We start from the raw sequence: 13,623 nt of genomic DNA on the forward strand, positions 1-13,623 counted from the left end.
TGTGACATTGACCGAGATTGTCCGAGATCAGACCATGACACCGGCAGAAAGTCCGATCGCCAAGACGGGACCGGACCTGCGCATCCCGTTCGGCCTTGCGCTGGCGGCGCTGGCCTGCGTCGCGCCGCTGTTCCTCGGGACCTATCCGCTGCACGCGATCATCATTGCGCTGATCTTCCTGCTGCCGGCGCATGGTCTCAACCTGCTGCTCGGCTACACCGGGCTGCTGTCGCTGGCGCAAGCGGCGTTCTTCGGCATCGGAGCCTATGCCTCGGCGCTGCTGGCCGTGCATGTCGTCACGCCGTTCTATCTGAATTTCCTCGCCGCCGGCCTTGTGACGGGTGCGATCGCGTTGCCGCTCGGCATTCCCGCGCTGCGGTTGCGCTCGACATCCTTCGTGATGTGCACCCTCGGCTTCGTCATCATCGGGCAGGCGATCGCCAAAAACTGGATCAGCCTGACGCGCGGCGACATGGGCCTGGCGGCGATACCGAAGCCTTACTTTGCGCTGGGGCCGGCCTCGTTCACGGTATCCGGCACCGTCGGCTTCTACTATCTGGTGCTCGCGATCGCGGCGCTGGCGACGCTGGTCGTTTATTTGATCGTGCGTTCGCCGGCCGGCCGCAACATGATCGCCATTCGCGAGAACGAGACGCTGGCGGAATCCGTCGGCATCCCCACGTGGCACTACAAACTGATCGTCTTCATGATCAGCGCCGTTTTTGCCGGGCTCGGCGGCAGTCTTTATGCCCACTACCTCACTGTGGTGAGCCCGCTAACTTTCCAGATGTATTATTCGACCACGATGCTGATCATCGTGCTCGGCGGCGGGGCAGGGACCATCTCAGGCGTCATCTTCGGAAGCCTGCTGTTCGTCGGCCTCACCGAAGCCCTGCGCGTCGCGCCGGAACTGCGCATGATCGCCTACGGCTTCTTCCTGCTCGCCCTCGTATTCTACTTCCCGAACGGCTTCGCACCGCTGATCGGCCGTTTCTGGTCATTCCTCGAGAGGCGCAAATGAACGGGCTGCCGATCCTCGACATTTCCGGGCTCTGCAAATCCTACGGCGCGGTGCGCGCGGTCGACGGGGTCGACCTGCATGTCGATCGTGGCGAGATTTGTGGGCTGATCGGACCAAATGGCTCCGGAAAGTCCACCTTCTTCGACTGCGTGACCGGGCTTGCCAAGCCGAGCGCCGGGGCAGTGAAACTCGATGGCCAGGACATCACGGGCTGGTCGCTGAACGATATCGCGCGGCAGGGGCGCATGCTGCGCTCGTTCCAGAAGACGGTGGTGTTCTCGGCACTCGATATCGAGGAGAACCTCGTCATCGCCGGCCAGATGTTCACCTTCCCCGGGATCTTGTCGACCTTCGGGATCGGCGCTGCCGCGCGCAATCGTGTTGCGGCCCTGCGGGAGCGGGCGCGCGAGCTGATCAAGATCGCCGGCCTTTGGGATGTGCGCTTCCAGCCCGCAGGAAAACTCTCCGGCGGACAGCAGAAGCTGATCCAGTTCGCCTCGATGCTGATGCCTGAGCCGAAGCTCATCCTGCTCGACGAGCCCATGGCCGGCATCAATCCAAAACTGATCGAGCGCGTGGTTGACAGCATTCGTCTTGCCAACACCTCGTTCGGCGTCAGCTTCCTGATCATCGAGCACAACATCGACGTGGTCACGAGCCTGTGCCGGCGCGTGGTCGTGCTCGACCAGGGGCGCAAGCTTGCGGAAGGCACGCCGCACGAGATCGTCCAGAACCAGGCAGTGCGGGAGGCCTATCTCGGTGGCTGAACCCTCTCTTTCGATCAAGGGCCTGCGCGCGGGATACGGCTCGCTCGACATCCTCAACGGCGTCGATCTCGACGTGCCGCAAGGCCAGTTCGTCGCGCTGATGGGCCCGAACGGCGCAGGCAAATCGACGCTCCTCAAGACGCTCTACGGCATGACGACCGTCAAAGGCGGCAGCATCAATTGGCAGGGCAAGGACATCTCGGCTCTCAAGTCGCGCGCGATCCTGGCCGAAGGCATCTCCTGGGTGCCGCAGGGCCGTTGCAATTTTCCTGTCATGACGGTCGACGAGAATTTGCAGATGGCCGCTTATACCTTGCGCGACAGCAAGGTGAAGGCGGAACGCGACTATGTCTACGACCTGTTTCCGATCCTGAAGACGCGCCGCAACACGCTCGCCGGCAATATGTCCGGCGGCGAGCAGCAACTGCTCGAGGTCGCGATGGCCGTGTTGCAGCGGCCAAAGATCCTGCTGGTCGACGAGCCCTCCGTCGGCTTGTCGCCGACCGCTATCGGAATCGTGTTCGACGAGCTCGCGCGCATCAACGCGGCCGGGCAGACCATCCTGCTGGTCGAGCAGAACACCAAGAAGGCCATGCAAGTCGCCCAACGCGCCGTCATCTTGCGGCTCGGAAAGGTGATCTGGGACGGCCGGCCTGCCGACATCACTCACGACGAGCTCGGCGAGCTGTTCCTCACCGGCCGCATGCGCGGTGAGACCGACGTCGAGCACTAATACGATCTGCAACGCAAAGGACGACCCCAGTGACGATCTTCGTGCCGGCCACGCGCGTCTCGCGCATCAAGATTTCCCCGACCACGGCAGCGTCCGCGCGCGTGCGCGAGCTGAAGGCCGCCGGCCGCGACATCGTCGACATGGCGATCGGCGAGCCCGATTTCGACACGCCTGACGACGTCAAGGCGGCGGCGCATGCTGCGATCGATCGCGGTGAGACGAAATACACCGCCGTCAATGGTACCGTGGCGCTGCGCAAGGGCATTATTGCCGACTACAAGCGGCGCCTCGGGTTGGAGTATGCGGACGGCGAAATCTGCGTCGGTGGCGGGGCCAAGCAGATCCTGTTCCTTGCATTGATGGCGAGCGTGGAGGAGGGGGCCGAGGTCATCATTCCCGCGCCCTATTGGGTCTCCTATCCCGACATGGTCATTGCCAATGACGGCAAGCCAGTGATCGTCCGCTGCTCCGAGAACCAGGGTTTCAAGCTCACCGCCGACGCGCTGGAGGCCGCGATCACGCCGAAGACGCGCTGGCTGATCCTCAATGCGCCGTCAAATCCGACCGGCGCGGCCTATTCTCGCAGCGATCTCGAAGCGCTCGGTGCCGTGCTGCTGCGCCATCCGAATGTGCTCGTGCTCTCCGACGACATCTACGACCAGATCTGGTATCGCGACGAGCCTGCGACGACGCTCGCGGCGGCAGTGCCCGCCCTCAGGGATCGCATCCTGCTCACCAACGGCGTGTCCAAGACCTATGCCATGACCGGATGGCGGATCGGTTATGCCGCTGGCCCCGCGCCACTGATCGCGGCGATCAACAAGCTGCAGTCGCAGATGTCGTCTTGTCCGTCGTCGATCAGCCAGGCGGCAGCGGCCCATGCACTGACCAGCGACCAATCGTTCGTGCGCGACAGCGTCAAGCTCTACAAGGAGCGCCGCGATTATGCCTGTGCGCGCCTGAACGCGATCCCCGGCCTGTCGTGCCTGGTGCCCGATGGTGCGTTCTATCTCTATCCCGGCTGCGCCGGTGTGATCGGCAAGACCACGCCTGAAGGCAAGGTCATCGAGAACGATCTCGACTTCGTGCTCTATCTTCTGGACGGCGTCGGCGTCGCCGCGGTGCAGGGCGCGGCCTATGGCCTCTCACCTTATTTCCGACTGTCGATCGCGACCTCGATGGAAGCGATCAAGGAGGCCTGCGACCGTATCGAAAAGGCCTGTCGGGCACTTCGCTGAGCCCTCTTCAGGCGCGGACGGGAAAAGCCCGGCGGCCTGAGAAGAATCTCATTGAAATCAATAGGCTAGATAAAGGATAGTGCTGCTCAGGATCCTATTCTCAGAGCCGGTATTCGACTCATATGAGCGTCGATTTCAGGAAGCTGAAGAGCTTCGTCAAAGTCGTGGACGCCGGCAGCGTTTCGCGCGCGGCCGGCCTGCTGCGCACGGCGCAACCGGCGCTCTCGCAGCAGATCGCGGCGCTTGAGAGCCACTTCAAGCACAAGCTGCTCCTGCGCAGCAATCACGGCATTGTCCCGACCGAAGCCGGCCTGATCCTTTATCGTCACGCCCAGTTGCTCTTGAAGCAGATCGAGCAGGCGCAGATCGACATCGACCAGTCGACCAAGGCGCTGGCCGGGCGCGTGTCGATTGGACTTGCGACCTATTCGGCGTCGAGCACGTTGTCGTTGCCGATTCTGAAAGAGATGTCCGCGCTGCATCCGCAGATCATCGTCCATATCAACGACAGCTTCGGTCACGTGCTCAGCGAGCTCATCATGACCGGGAAGATGGATATGGCCATGATCTATGGTTCCGGGCCAATCAAGGGCGTCAAGCTCCAGCCGCTGTTTCGCGAGGAGCTGTATCTCGTGTCGCGCGCCGAGACGGCGTCGAAGAAGTCGACGGATGAACCGCTGCCGCTGTCGGCGCTGGCCGACGTCAAGCTGCTGCTGCCGAGCCAGGGGCATTTCCTGCGGCGCCTGATTGATGAATCGCTGGCGCGAGCGCGGGTCACGCCGAACGTCGCCTCCGAGATCGAATCGGTCTCGGCACTCGGTGCGGCCGTGACCGAAGGCTTGGGCTCGACCATCCTGCCTGCCTCAGTCGCCGCCGCCAGCGCGTCGAGCTTTGCGGGCGTCGAGGTGCGGCGGCTGGTCCGCCCCGCCATCGAGGCGACCGTCTCCCTGTGCGTCTCCGATCATCTGCCGCTGTCGGAGCCCGCGCTGGCCACGCGCTCGGTGCTTCTGACCGTGGTCGAGAGGCTGATGCGCAGTCATCCGCAAGGTATCCGGGCGGTCTAAGCAGCACGCTTGCAATTTGAGGCACGGGCATCGCCGCAGCTCGAGCAGCATTGTGCTGGTTTCGCCATGCCATAAACAAAACCTATGGCGGCAGACGGGAGTTGTGGTGGTCGCGTGTGGCCGCATTTCCTACCCTCGAAGATAATCGCTTCGAGGACAAAGATGGCCAAGCTCGCATTCGATACCGGGGGAACTTTTACCGATTTCGCGCTGCTCGATGACAAGGGCGAGCTGCATCTTCACAAGGTGCTGAGCACGCCGGCCAATCCGGCCGAGGCCGTGGTTCGTGGGGTTTCAGAGCTACTCGCGCAATTCGGTGATGTCGTCGATCTCGACAGCCTTCAGGTCCTGGGGGCGACCACCGTCGTCACCAATGCGGTGCTGGAGCGCAAGGGCGTCAAGACCGGCTTCATCTCGACCGCCGGCTTCCAGGACATGCTGCGCATCCGCAACGAAGGGCGCTACGATCTTTACGACCTGAACTTGAAATATCCCGATCCGCTGGTGACGCGCGCGAACAGCTTTGGCGCGATCGAGCGCATCTCGGCGGACGGCGAGGTCGTGACCGCGCTCGGGGAGGAGACTGTCCGCGAGATCGCCGGCCGGCTGCGCGAGGAAGGCATCAAGTCCGTCGCGGTCTGTCTGCTGCATGCCTACAAATATCCCGATCATGAACAGCGCATCGCGGCGCTGCTGCGCGAGGAATATCCCGATATCTTCGTGTCACTGTCGTCAGAGGTTTGCCCGGAGGTCCGGGAGTTCGACCGCGCCTCGACCACCGTCGTCAACGCTTATACGCGGCCGCAGATGTCCGGCCACGTGGCGCATCTCGAGCGCGAGTTCGCAGCCAAGGGTATCCATCGTCAAGTGCTCTGGATGACGTCGTCGGGCGGCCTCGTGCCGAGCAGCCGCGCTGCGGAGCTGCCGGTGCGCCTGATCGAGTCGGGCCCGGCCGCAGGCGCTGTTGCCGCTGCCGAATTCGGTCGGATCGCAGGCGAGGGCAGCGTGCTGTCCTTCGACATGGGCGGCACCACCGCAAAGCTCTGCCTGATTCCGAACGGCGAGCCGACGGTCGGCACTGACCTCGAAGTCGCACACTATCATCGCTTTCGCAAAGGCTCGGGCTTTCCCCTCAAGATCCAGTCGATCCGCATGATCGAGATCGGCGCCGGCGGCGGCTCTATCGCAGCGAAGAATCCGCTCGGCCTGCTCGATGTCGGGCCACGCTCGGCGGGCGCGATGCCGGGGCCGGCCGCCTATCAACGCGGCGGTACCGAGCCGACCGTCACGGACGCCGATATCCTGCTCGGCTACATGGGCACGGAATCCTTTGTCGGCGGATCTTTCAAGGTGTCGAAAGACGCCGCGCTCACGGCGATGACCAAGCTCGCAGATTCGCTCGATGTCAGCGTGCCGCGTTGCGCCTTCGGAATCCACGATCTCGTCAATGAATCCATGAGCAAGGCCGCGGCCGTGCACGCGACCGACCTCGGCGTCGATCCGCGCAGCCTTCCCATGGTCGCCTTTGGCGGCGCCGGTCCCGTGCATGCCTACGGCATCGCGCGCAAGCTTGGCATCAAGCGTATCATCTGCCCGACCGGCGCCGGCGTCACTTCGGCAATCGGCATGCTGATTGCGCCTGTGGCAGTCGATCTCTCCACAAGCTTCCCGATGCAGGTCGACACCTGGGATTTCGCGACGATGGACCGCCTGCTCGGCGATCTCTCCGCACAAGGGGCAGAGGTCGTCCGCGCCGCTGGTGTCGCGCCGGAGACGATCACCAACAGCTATACGGTCGACATGCGTCACGTCGGCCAGGGCCACGAGATCACTGTTGCATTGCCGGATCGCAGCCTGCCGCCGAAGCAATTCCACGAGGAGCTGCTTGCCAATTTCTACAAGCTTTATCGCGAGCTGTTCGGCCGCACCGTCGCTGGTTCATCGGTCGAGGTGATCACATGGCGTCTGCGCTCGAGCGGCAAGAAGGATCAGGTGACCCGCCCCCATACGCGCGATGTTGCCGAGGCCAGGAAGGGCGCACGTTCGGTCTATTTCAGCGAAGCCGGGGGCTTCGTCGATACGCCGGTCTACGATCATTACAAGCTGCCGGTCGACGGGCAGATCAAGGGGCCGGCAATTGTCGAGCAGCGGGAATCGACCGCGGTCGTCGGACCGAGCGGTACGGCTCACGTCGACGCTAACGGCAATCTCGTGATCAACATCGCCTGAGGACCACGCCCCATGTCCGCGAACGCTGCCGATTTCAACGATCCGATCAATCTCCAGGTGATGTGGAATCGCCTGATCTTCATCGCCGACCAGGCCGACATCGTGCTTGGCCGCACCGCGTTCTCGCCGATCGTGCGCGAGAACCACGATTATGTGACCGTGCTGCTCGACAGCCGCGGTCGCGCGCTGGCGCAATGCACCTGGTCGATCCCGGTGTTCATTACCTCGCTGCCGGTCGCCGCGCAGAAATACTTCCTGCCGAAGTTTCCGGCCGAGACGTTGCAAGAGGGCGACGTGCTCGCCACCAACGATCCCGAGATCGGCACCGGCCATCTGCCCGACGTCACAATGATCACGCCGATCTTCAAGAACGGCAAGGTCGTCGCCTATGCCGGCTCGATCGCACATCTTCCGGACATCGGCGGCGCTCCCCTGCATTCCGAGGCCAGCGACATCTTCGAGGAAGGCATTCGCTTTCCGATCGTGAAGCTGCACAAGGCCGGCGTCCCCAACCAGGACGTGCTCGACATCATCGCCGCCTCTGTTCGCCTCCCAACGGAGGTGATGGGCGATCTCGAATCCATGGTCGCGGCCAACAATGTGATGGGCCGGGAACTGGTCAAATTCCTCGATGAATACGATCTCGACGGCATCGACGAGTTGGCCGACGCGATCCACACCCGCTCCGAAGCGCAGACCCGGCGCGCGATCCGGCAATGGCCGAACGGCACCTACAGTGCCGAGGTTCTGCTCGACGGCTACGACACCGACGTGACCCTCAAGGCCGCAGTGATCGTCCGCGACGATTCCATTCATGTCGACTACACCGGAACGTCCGAGCAGATCCTTCATTCGATCAATTGTCGCACCAATTATCGCTACGCCCATTCGGTCTACGCGCTGAAGTGCTTGCTCGACCCGGATACGCCGAACAATGAGGGCTGCATCACGCCCATCACGGACGAGGCGCCGCTCGGCTCGATCCTCAATCCAGAGGAATGGACGGCGGGCAATTCGCGCAACCTGATCGGGCATGTGATCCCATCGCTTATCTTCAAAGCGCTGGAAGGCGTGGTGCCGGGCAAGGTGATGGGCGACAGCGGCGGCGCGCCGATCTGGGCTGCCAACTGCGTCGGTCGGCGCGACGACGGTTCGCAATACGGCTCGGTGCAGAATTTCCACGGCGGGCAAGGCGCGCGTGCCGAATTCGACGGTCTCGATACCCTGAGCTTTCCTTCCAACTGCAAGGTCACGGCGATCGAAATGTTCGAGATCGCGGTGCCCGCGCTCACGGAGTGCAAGGAGCTGATCCCGGATTCCGGCGGCGCCGGCAAGAGCCGTGGCGGCCTCGGCCAGCGCGTCGTGCTGCGCAATCTCGGACCCAATCCCATGAATGTCTACCTGGCGTCCGAGCGCGTGCGCCATCCCTGCTTCGGCGTCGTTGGCGGCCAGTCCGGCAGCACCGGCAAGGTACACAAGAATGGCGAGCCACAGTTTCCAAAGGGCAAGGTCGTCCTCAAGACCGGAGATCGCTTGGAGGTCGAGACGCCGGGCGGCGGCGGCTGGGGCAAGACGTCGGAGCGCAGTGCGGCATTGATCGAGCTCGACCTTGCGGAAGGCTTGATTACGTCCGCTGCCGCGAGGCAGATTTACGGCTATCAGCCCTCAAGCGTGGCGGCGACCGCCGCCGAATAGGACAATCATGGGTCTTCTCGACGGAAAGATTGCACTCGTCACAGGGGCCGGCACGGGCATCGGCCGCGAGGCCGCCATCCTCCTGGCAAAGGAAGGTGCAACGGTGGTCCTGACCGGACGACGGATTGATCCGCTGCGCGACGTCGTCGCGCTCATCGAGAAGGCCGGCGGCAAGGCCGTCGCCCATGTGCTGGATGTGGCATCGCGCGATGCGATCCGGGAGACAGTGGCCTGGGCCAAGCGTAACGTCGGGACGATCGACATCCTCGTTAACAACGCCGGCAGCGCCAGCAAGGTTCTGAATGCGCGGTTCATCAGCGAGGCCGAGTGGAATGCCACGGTCAACGTCAATCTCACCGCCGTGTTCAACCTGACGCAGGCCGTTCTGGACGACATGATTGCCAGGAAGGAAGGCACTGTTATCACCGTGTCGTCGCTCGCGGTCGTGAACCCGAACCTGCTTGGGGGAGCGGCCTATGGTGCGGCCAAGGCCGGCGTGAAGAACTTCATGACGTTCCTGCACAACACGTTTCGTAACCAGGGCATCCGAGCAACGACGATCCTGCCAGGCGAGACCGACACACCTATCATGGATAACCGCGCGCGCCCGCCGCTAGACAGCGAACGCGCCGTGATGCTCAATCCGCACGACGTCGCGCGTGCGGTGCTGCTCTGTGCGAGCCTGCAAAAGGGTGCCGTGATCCCCGAGTTGCACATCTGTCCGACTTTCATGCGCGATACGTCCGCGGACATTGAAACGGCCCGTTGGGTCGGTGCACCCGAGGGCCTCGCCGACAAGCCGAAAAGCTAGAGAAGAGGATCTCCCATGAACGGAGCCAAGTTGCGCGAACGCCTTGCCAAGGGCGAGGCGGTCACCATGTTTACGCCCCATCACTCGTCGTCGGGACTCGCTGTCCGCCTGGTCGAGCTCGGTGGGGATGCCATCTTCGTCGATTGCGAGCACGGCACCTGGAGCTTCGAGGATGTTCGGGTCACGGCCCAGGTCGTCCGCGGTGCCGGCGGCGCCGCGATCGTTCGTCCGCATTCCCATGAGCGGCCGGTCCTAATCCGCTATCTCAATGCCGGTGCAGACGGTCTAATGGTGCCGATGGTCGATACCGCCGAGCAGGCGCGCGCCATTGTCGATGCGGTTCGCTACGCATGCCCCGCCGATCACGAAAAGCGGCTCGTCATCGCCATGATCGAGACGCCAAAGGCGATCGAGGACATTGAGGAACTGCTCGCGGTGGAAGGGATCGATGTCTTTTTCATCGGGCCCGGCGACCTCTCACAGAACATGGGTTATCCGCCGGCGCCGCCTTTCGGGCAGCCCAGGCCGCAGGCCGTTACGGAGCGCGTTGCCCACGCCGTGAAGAAGATCCGCGCAGCCGGCAAGGTTGCCGGAACGCTCGTGACGTCGGATGAACTGCCTGCGCTGCTGGAGCAGGGAGTGCGGTATTTCTACATCCACTCCGACCCGTTCCTGCGTGTCGGCCTAGCTGCTGTCATGAAGCTGCTTGAACGCTCAGCTCGGACAACGTACGCGTAGTGGGAAAGGAATCCCGTGGCATTCGAAATGTTCAATCTCGCGGGCCGGCGCGCGCTGGTAACGGGATCATCGCAAGGCATCGGGCTTGCCATCGCCCGAGGGCTGGCCGAGCACGGCGCCTCCGTGGTGCTGAATGGCCGCGACCGCAACAAACTGGATGCGGCCGCGGCAAGCGTCAGGGCCGGCGGCCATGAGGTCGCAGTGACGAGCTTCGATGTGACCCGGCCCGACGCCGTTCGCGGTGGAATCTCGCGCATTGAAGAGGCGATCGGGCCGATTGACATTCTCGTCAACAACGCCGGCATGCAATTTCGCACTCCGTTGGAGGACTTTCCCTCGGAGAAGTGGGAGGAGTTGCTCAAGACCAACGTCTCCAGCGCCTTCTACGTCGGTCAGGCCGTAGCACGCCATATGATCTCACGCGGGAAAGGCAAGATCATCAATATAGCGTCGGTCCAGAGTGAATTGGCGCGGCCCGGCATCGCGCCGTACACCGCGACGAAGGGAGCAATCAAGAACCTGACGCGGGGCATGTGTGCCGATTGGGCGAGGCACGGTCTGCAGGTCAACGCGATCGCACCCGGCTATTTTAAGACTCCCCTTAACCAGGCTCTGGTGGACAATCCCGAGTTCTCGGCATGGCTCGAAAAGCGCACGCCAGCATCGCGCTGGGGCAATGTCGACGAACTGATCGGCACCGCCGTGTTCCTCTCCGGTGAGGCGTCGTCCTTCGTCAACGGCCATACGCTCTATGTCGATGGCGGCATCAGCACCTGCCTGTGATCTAACGCCTCACCGCCTTCAAACAACACCGCCGCCTTGGACCGGCCTTCACGAAGGATTCCGCGCGATGTCGACGAAGCCCGAAGTATTGATGATCGGAGCCTATCCTACTTGGGATATGGTGGACCTTGAGGCGCGCTATATCGTGCACAAACTCTGGGAAGCGGCTGATCGCGACCGCCTCATCGAAGCGCATCGCAGCACGATCCGGGCGATTGCCACCCGTGGTGAACTCGGCGCATCCGCCGACCTGATGAAGCGGTTGCCGGCGCTCGAGATTGTCTCCTGCTATGGCGTCGGTACCGACGCTATAGATCTGGCCCATGCCAGGACAAATGGAATCCGGGTGACCAACACGCCGGACGTATTGACCGCCGACGTTGCCGACATGGCTATCGGCCTGTTGCTGGCGGTGGCGCGGAAGATTCCACAGGCCGACAGTTTCGTGCGCGAGGGACGTTGGACCAAGGGCAACATGCCGCTGGTGACCCGGGTCACTGGCAAGACTGTGGGCGTGGTCGGGATGGGCCGTGTCGGCGCGGCCGTCGCAAAGCGGCTCGCCGCGTTCGATTGCGAGATTCGCTATTTCGACGTTGTCCGGCGCGCAGACCTTCCTTACGCGTTCGTGCCGAATCTCGTGGAGCTGGCCCGCCGCGCCGAGTTCCTGATCGTGACACTGGCCGGCGGCGAGAGCACCAAAGCTATCGTCAATGCGAGCGTGCTCGATGCGCTTGGACCTGACGGTATCCTCATCAATGTCTCCCGAGGCTCGACAGTGGACGAGACGGCTCTGCTTTCCGCGCTCGAGGCAAAGGTGATCAAGGGTGCAGGTCTCGACGTTTTCTGGAACGAGCCGAATATCGATGAACGACTCAAGGTCCTCGACAATGCCGTCCTGCAACCCCACCACGCCTCGGGCACAACGGAGACCCGGTGCGCCATGGGCAAGCTTGTGCGCGACAATCTTGCCGCCCATTTCGCGGGCGTGACTCTGATCACACCCGTTCTTTGAACGCGACCCGCGCCGTCCTCCGCCAAGCGACCTGGAGCTCTCTTGGAGTGCGGAACGTGCCGGTAGGCGCATGGTTCAGGAGTGTTGATAAGCGGACCGCTCTTGTCGACGAGAACGGGCGGCCCAAAACCGGGCCGGGATGCGTTGCGTGCCAGCAATCTCGCTCACAAGCGCACGGGCACCGCAATTGCCATATCGAATGAGGTCTGGCAGCTCGTTAGTATAATGGTGCCCGTTGCGATCGGCATCGTGTTTTCCGCAACGGGCTCGTTCAGGATTGCTCTTCTTACGCAGGCGGCCGATCCGCTGATGGCCGCGGTACTTACGATTTTCGTGCGCTATGAGCCCGAAAGCTGATGTGTCTCGGGCAAGGAATATTTGGCACGAATGGTCGCAGCATTCGATACCGTGACGGGGCCTATCAGGCTGGAGAGGAGCAGGAGTGCCTGCAACGCGTGTCGCCTTGGCACTCTACCGCGCCCATAGCGAACCCCCTGGCCGGCTGGCGCTCCCATGACCAGGAATAGCGGATGGACGACCCGGAAGGCAGGCCCTCGACGTGCAGGAAAAGCGCGCTGCCCCGCTCTCATAGCGCGAGAACGAGTCGGCCGGCACCGCGAAAACCTGATTCAGCGTCGGCAATCGCGGTCAGAGCCTCGCTGAACGGCTTCTCTAGACCGACGTTTGGCCGTAGCACGCCCTCCGTCGCAAGCTGAGCGATCTCGGGGAGGTGCTCCGTGCCCATCGTCGCGAAGGCAAGCTTGTATCGGCCCGACAAAATCCCGCGGATTGCTCTGCCAGGTGTGGGGTTGATGTCGACGAATACTCCTCCGCGCTTGAGCATGGAAATTCCTTCGCCTACGGGCATCGTTCCGGCCGTATCGAAAATCGCATCGAACTTTCCCGCCTCTCGGTACGAGGGGCTATCAGCGTAGTTGAATACCGGATCAACGCCGGTGGCTTTGGCCGCTGGCATGGCGGCCTTGCCGCATGAACCAGCGACCGCCGCGCCTCGTGCCAGCGCCAACTGCACTGCGAACGCGCCGACCGCCCCGCTACAGCCGTTGATGAAGATGCGCGACTCGCTGCGAACTTGCGCCTTGTCGATGATTGCAGCCCAGGCTGTCGTTGCCGGAATGGGAAGGCAAGCAGCCTCGCTGAACGAGAGCCGCTCCGGTTTTCTGGTCAGATATCGGCTATGGACCACGATCGACTCGGCAAAAGCGCCCGCGATCTTGAAGTCCATCGTGCCGAAGACATCGTCTCCAAAATGCACGTTTGTTACGTCCTCGCCGACGGCCTCCACGGTCCCGGCGTAGTCGGAGCCGACCCCCTTCGGAAATGCCCTGCCGATGATCAGTTTCATGGCGCCCCGACGGAGCTTCCAGTCGAGGGGATTGATGGCGACAGCTTTTACCTTGACGCGCACCTGGTCGCGCTCGAGCGGCGGTGGCGTGTAGTCGCCGAAATACATCTCCTCGGGACCACCATAACGATCGTACTGCACTCTCTTCATGTCTGACTCTCGGCGT

Annotated in this window: 13 protein-coding genes; 12 read left to right on the forward strand and 1 reads right to left on the reverse strand. The window is 62.9% G+C overall.

The features are described from left to right. Positions 1-34: 34 nt before the first annotated feature. The 12 genes from XH89_RS15150 (at position 35) to XH89_RS15205 (ending at position 12,448) form a co-directional block, all read left to right on the forward strand. Entirely contained in the window at positions 35-1,021 is a 987-nt protein-coding gene (locus XH89_RS15150; protein WP_194467799.1) for a branched-chain amino acid ABC transporter permease, read from the forward strand. Further along, a complete protein-coding gene (locus XH89_RS15155; RefSeq protein ID WP_194467800.1) occupies positions 1,018-1,788 on the forward strand; it encodes an ABC transporter ATP-binding protein in 771 nt (256 codons plus the stop codon). Before XH89_RS15150 ends, XH89_RS15155 begins: the two co-directional genes overlap by 4 nt. Beyond that, complete coding sequence (locus tag XH89_RS15160) at positions 1,781-2,521, forward strand: ABC transporter ATP-binding protein (protein WP_194467801.1); 741 nt, start codon at positions 1,781-1,783, stop codon at positions 2,519-2,521. Before XH89_RS15155 ends, XH89_RS15160 begins: the two co-directional genes overlap by 8 nt. A 29-nt stretch (positions 2,522-2,550) precedes the next feature. Beyond that, on the forward strand, positions 2,551-3,759 hold the full coding sequence (locus tag XH89_RS15165; RefSeq protein WP_194467802.1) for an aspartate transaminase: 1,209 nt from the start codon (positions 2,551-2,553) through the stop codon (positions 3,757-3,759). Positions 3,760-3,881: 122 nt separating this feature from the next. Next, positions 3,882-4,823 carry a nitrogen assimilation transcriptional regulator NAC gene (gene nac, locus XH89_RS15170; protein ID WP_194467803.1) on the forward strand — a complete coding sequence of 314 codons (942 nt, stop codon included), beginning with the start codon at positions 3,882-3,884 and terminating at the stop codon, positions 4,821-4,823. 162 nt (positions 4,824-4,985) lie between these two features. Next, the gene (locus tag XH89_RS15175) at positions 4,986-7,052 is read left to right on the forward strand and encodes a hydantoinase/oxoprolinase family protein (protein ID WP_194467804.1); all 2,067 of its coding nucleotides are present in this window, start codon (positions 4,986-4,988) and stop codon (positions 7,050-7,052) included. Between the two features lie 12 nt (positions 7,053-7,064). After that, the gene (locus XH89_RS15180) at positions 7,065-8,747 is read left to right on the forward strand and encodes a hydantoinase B/oxoprolinase family protein (RefSeq protein WP_194467805.1); all 1,683 of its coding nucleotides are present in this window, start codon (positions 7,065-7,067) and stop codon (positions 8,745-8,747) included. Between the two features lie 7 nt (positions 8,748-8,754). Beyond that, positions 8,755-9,558: an SDR family NAD(P)-dependent oxidoreductase gene (locus tag XH89_RS15185; protein WP_194467806.1), complete on the forward strand. Its 804-nt coding sequence runs from the start codon at positions 8,755-8,757 to the stop codon at positions 9,556-9,558. A gap of 15 nt (positions 9,559-9,573) precedes the next feature. Then, on the forward strand, positions 9,574-10,296 hold the full coding sequence (locus tag XH89_RS15190) for an HpcH/HpaI aldolase/citrate lyase family protein (RefSeq protein WP_194467807.1): 723 nt from the start codon (positions 9,574-9,576) through the stop codon (positions 10,294-10,296). A gap of 27 nt (positions 10,297-10,323) precedes the next feature. Continuing rightward, the gene (locus tag XH89_RS15195; RefSeq protein ID WP_194468498.1) at positions 10,324-11,079 is read left to right on the forward strand and encodes an SDR family oxidoreductase; all 756 of its coding nucleotides are present in this window, start codon (positions 10,324-10,326) and stop codon (positions 11,077-11,079) included. A gap of 67 nt (positions 11,080-11,146) precedes the next feature. Further along, complete coding sequence (locus tag XH89_RS15200; protein WP_246767849.1) at positions 11,147-12,091, forward strand: 2-hydroxyacid dehydrogenase; 945 nt, start codon at positions 11,147-11,149, stop codon at positions 12,089-12,091. Between the two features lie 102 nt (positions 12,092-12,193). After that, positions 12,194-12,448, forward strand: a complete 255-nt coding sequence (locus XH89_RS15205) for a hypothetical protein (protein ID WP_194467808.1) — start codon at positions 12,194-12,196, stop codon at positions 12,446-12,448. Positions 12,449-12,677: 229 nt separating this feature from the next. Here XH89_RS15205 and XH89_RS15210 read toward each other — a convergent pair whose 3' ends face one another. Beyond that, on the reverse strand, positions 12,678-13,607 hold the full coding sequence (locus tag XH89_RS15210) for an NAD(P)-dependent alcohol dehydrogenase (RefSeq protein ID WP_194467809.1): 930 nt from the start codon (positions 13,605-13,607) through the stop codon (positions 12,678-12,680). Positions 13,608-13,623: the final 16 nt, after the last annotated feature.

The sequence above is a fragment of the Bradyrhizobium sp. CCBAU 53340 genome (assembly GCF_015291645.1).
Classification (GTDB): domain Bacteria; phylum Pseudomonadota; class Alphaproteobacteria; order Rhizobiales; family Xanthobacteraceae; genus Bradyrhizobium.

Coding starts and splice junctions, on each gene's coding strand:
- XH89_RS15150 (WP_194467799.1), top strand. CDS start 35: ATGACACCGGCAGAAAGTCCGATCGCCAAGACGGGACCGGACCTGCGC.
- XH89_RS15155 (WP_194467800.1), top strand. CDS start 1,018: ATGAACGGGCTGCCGATCCTCGACATTTCCGGGCTCTGCAAATCCTAC.
- nac (WP_194467803.1), top strand. CDS start 3,882: ATGAGCGTCGATTTCAGGAAGCTGAAGAGCTTCGTCAAAGTCGTGGAC.
- XH89_RS15175 (WP_194467804.1), top strand. CDS start 4,986: ATGGCCAAGCTCGCATTCGATACCGGGGGAACTTTTACCGATTTCGCG.
- XH89_RS15180 (WP_194467805.1), top strand. CDS start 7,065: ATGTCCGCGAACGCTGCCGATTTCAACGATCCGATCAATCTCCAGGTG.
- XH89_RS15185 (WP_194467806.1), top strand. CDS start 8,755: ATGGGTCTTCTCGACGGAAAGATTGCACTCGTCACAGGGGCCGGCACG.
- XH89_RS15190 (WP_194467807.1), top strand. CDS start 9,574: ATGAACGGAGCCAAGTTGCGCGAACGCCTTGCCAAGGGCGAGGCGGTC.
- XH89_RS15195 (WP_194468498.1), top strand. CDS start 10,324: ATGTTCAATCTCGCGGGCCGGCGCGCGCTGGTAACGGGATCATCGCAA.
- XH89_RS15200 (WP_246767849.1), top strand. CDS start 11,147: ATGTCGACGAAGCCCGAAGTATTGATGATCGGAGCCTATCCTACTTGG.
- XH89_RS15210 (WP_194467809.1), bottom strand. CDS start 13,607: ATGAAGAGAGTGCAGTACGATCGTTATGGTGGTCCCGAGGAGATGTAT.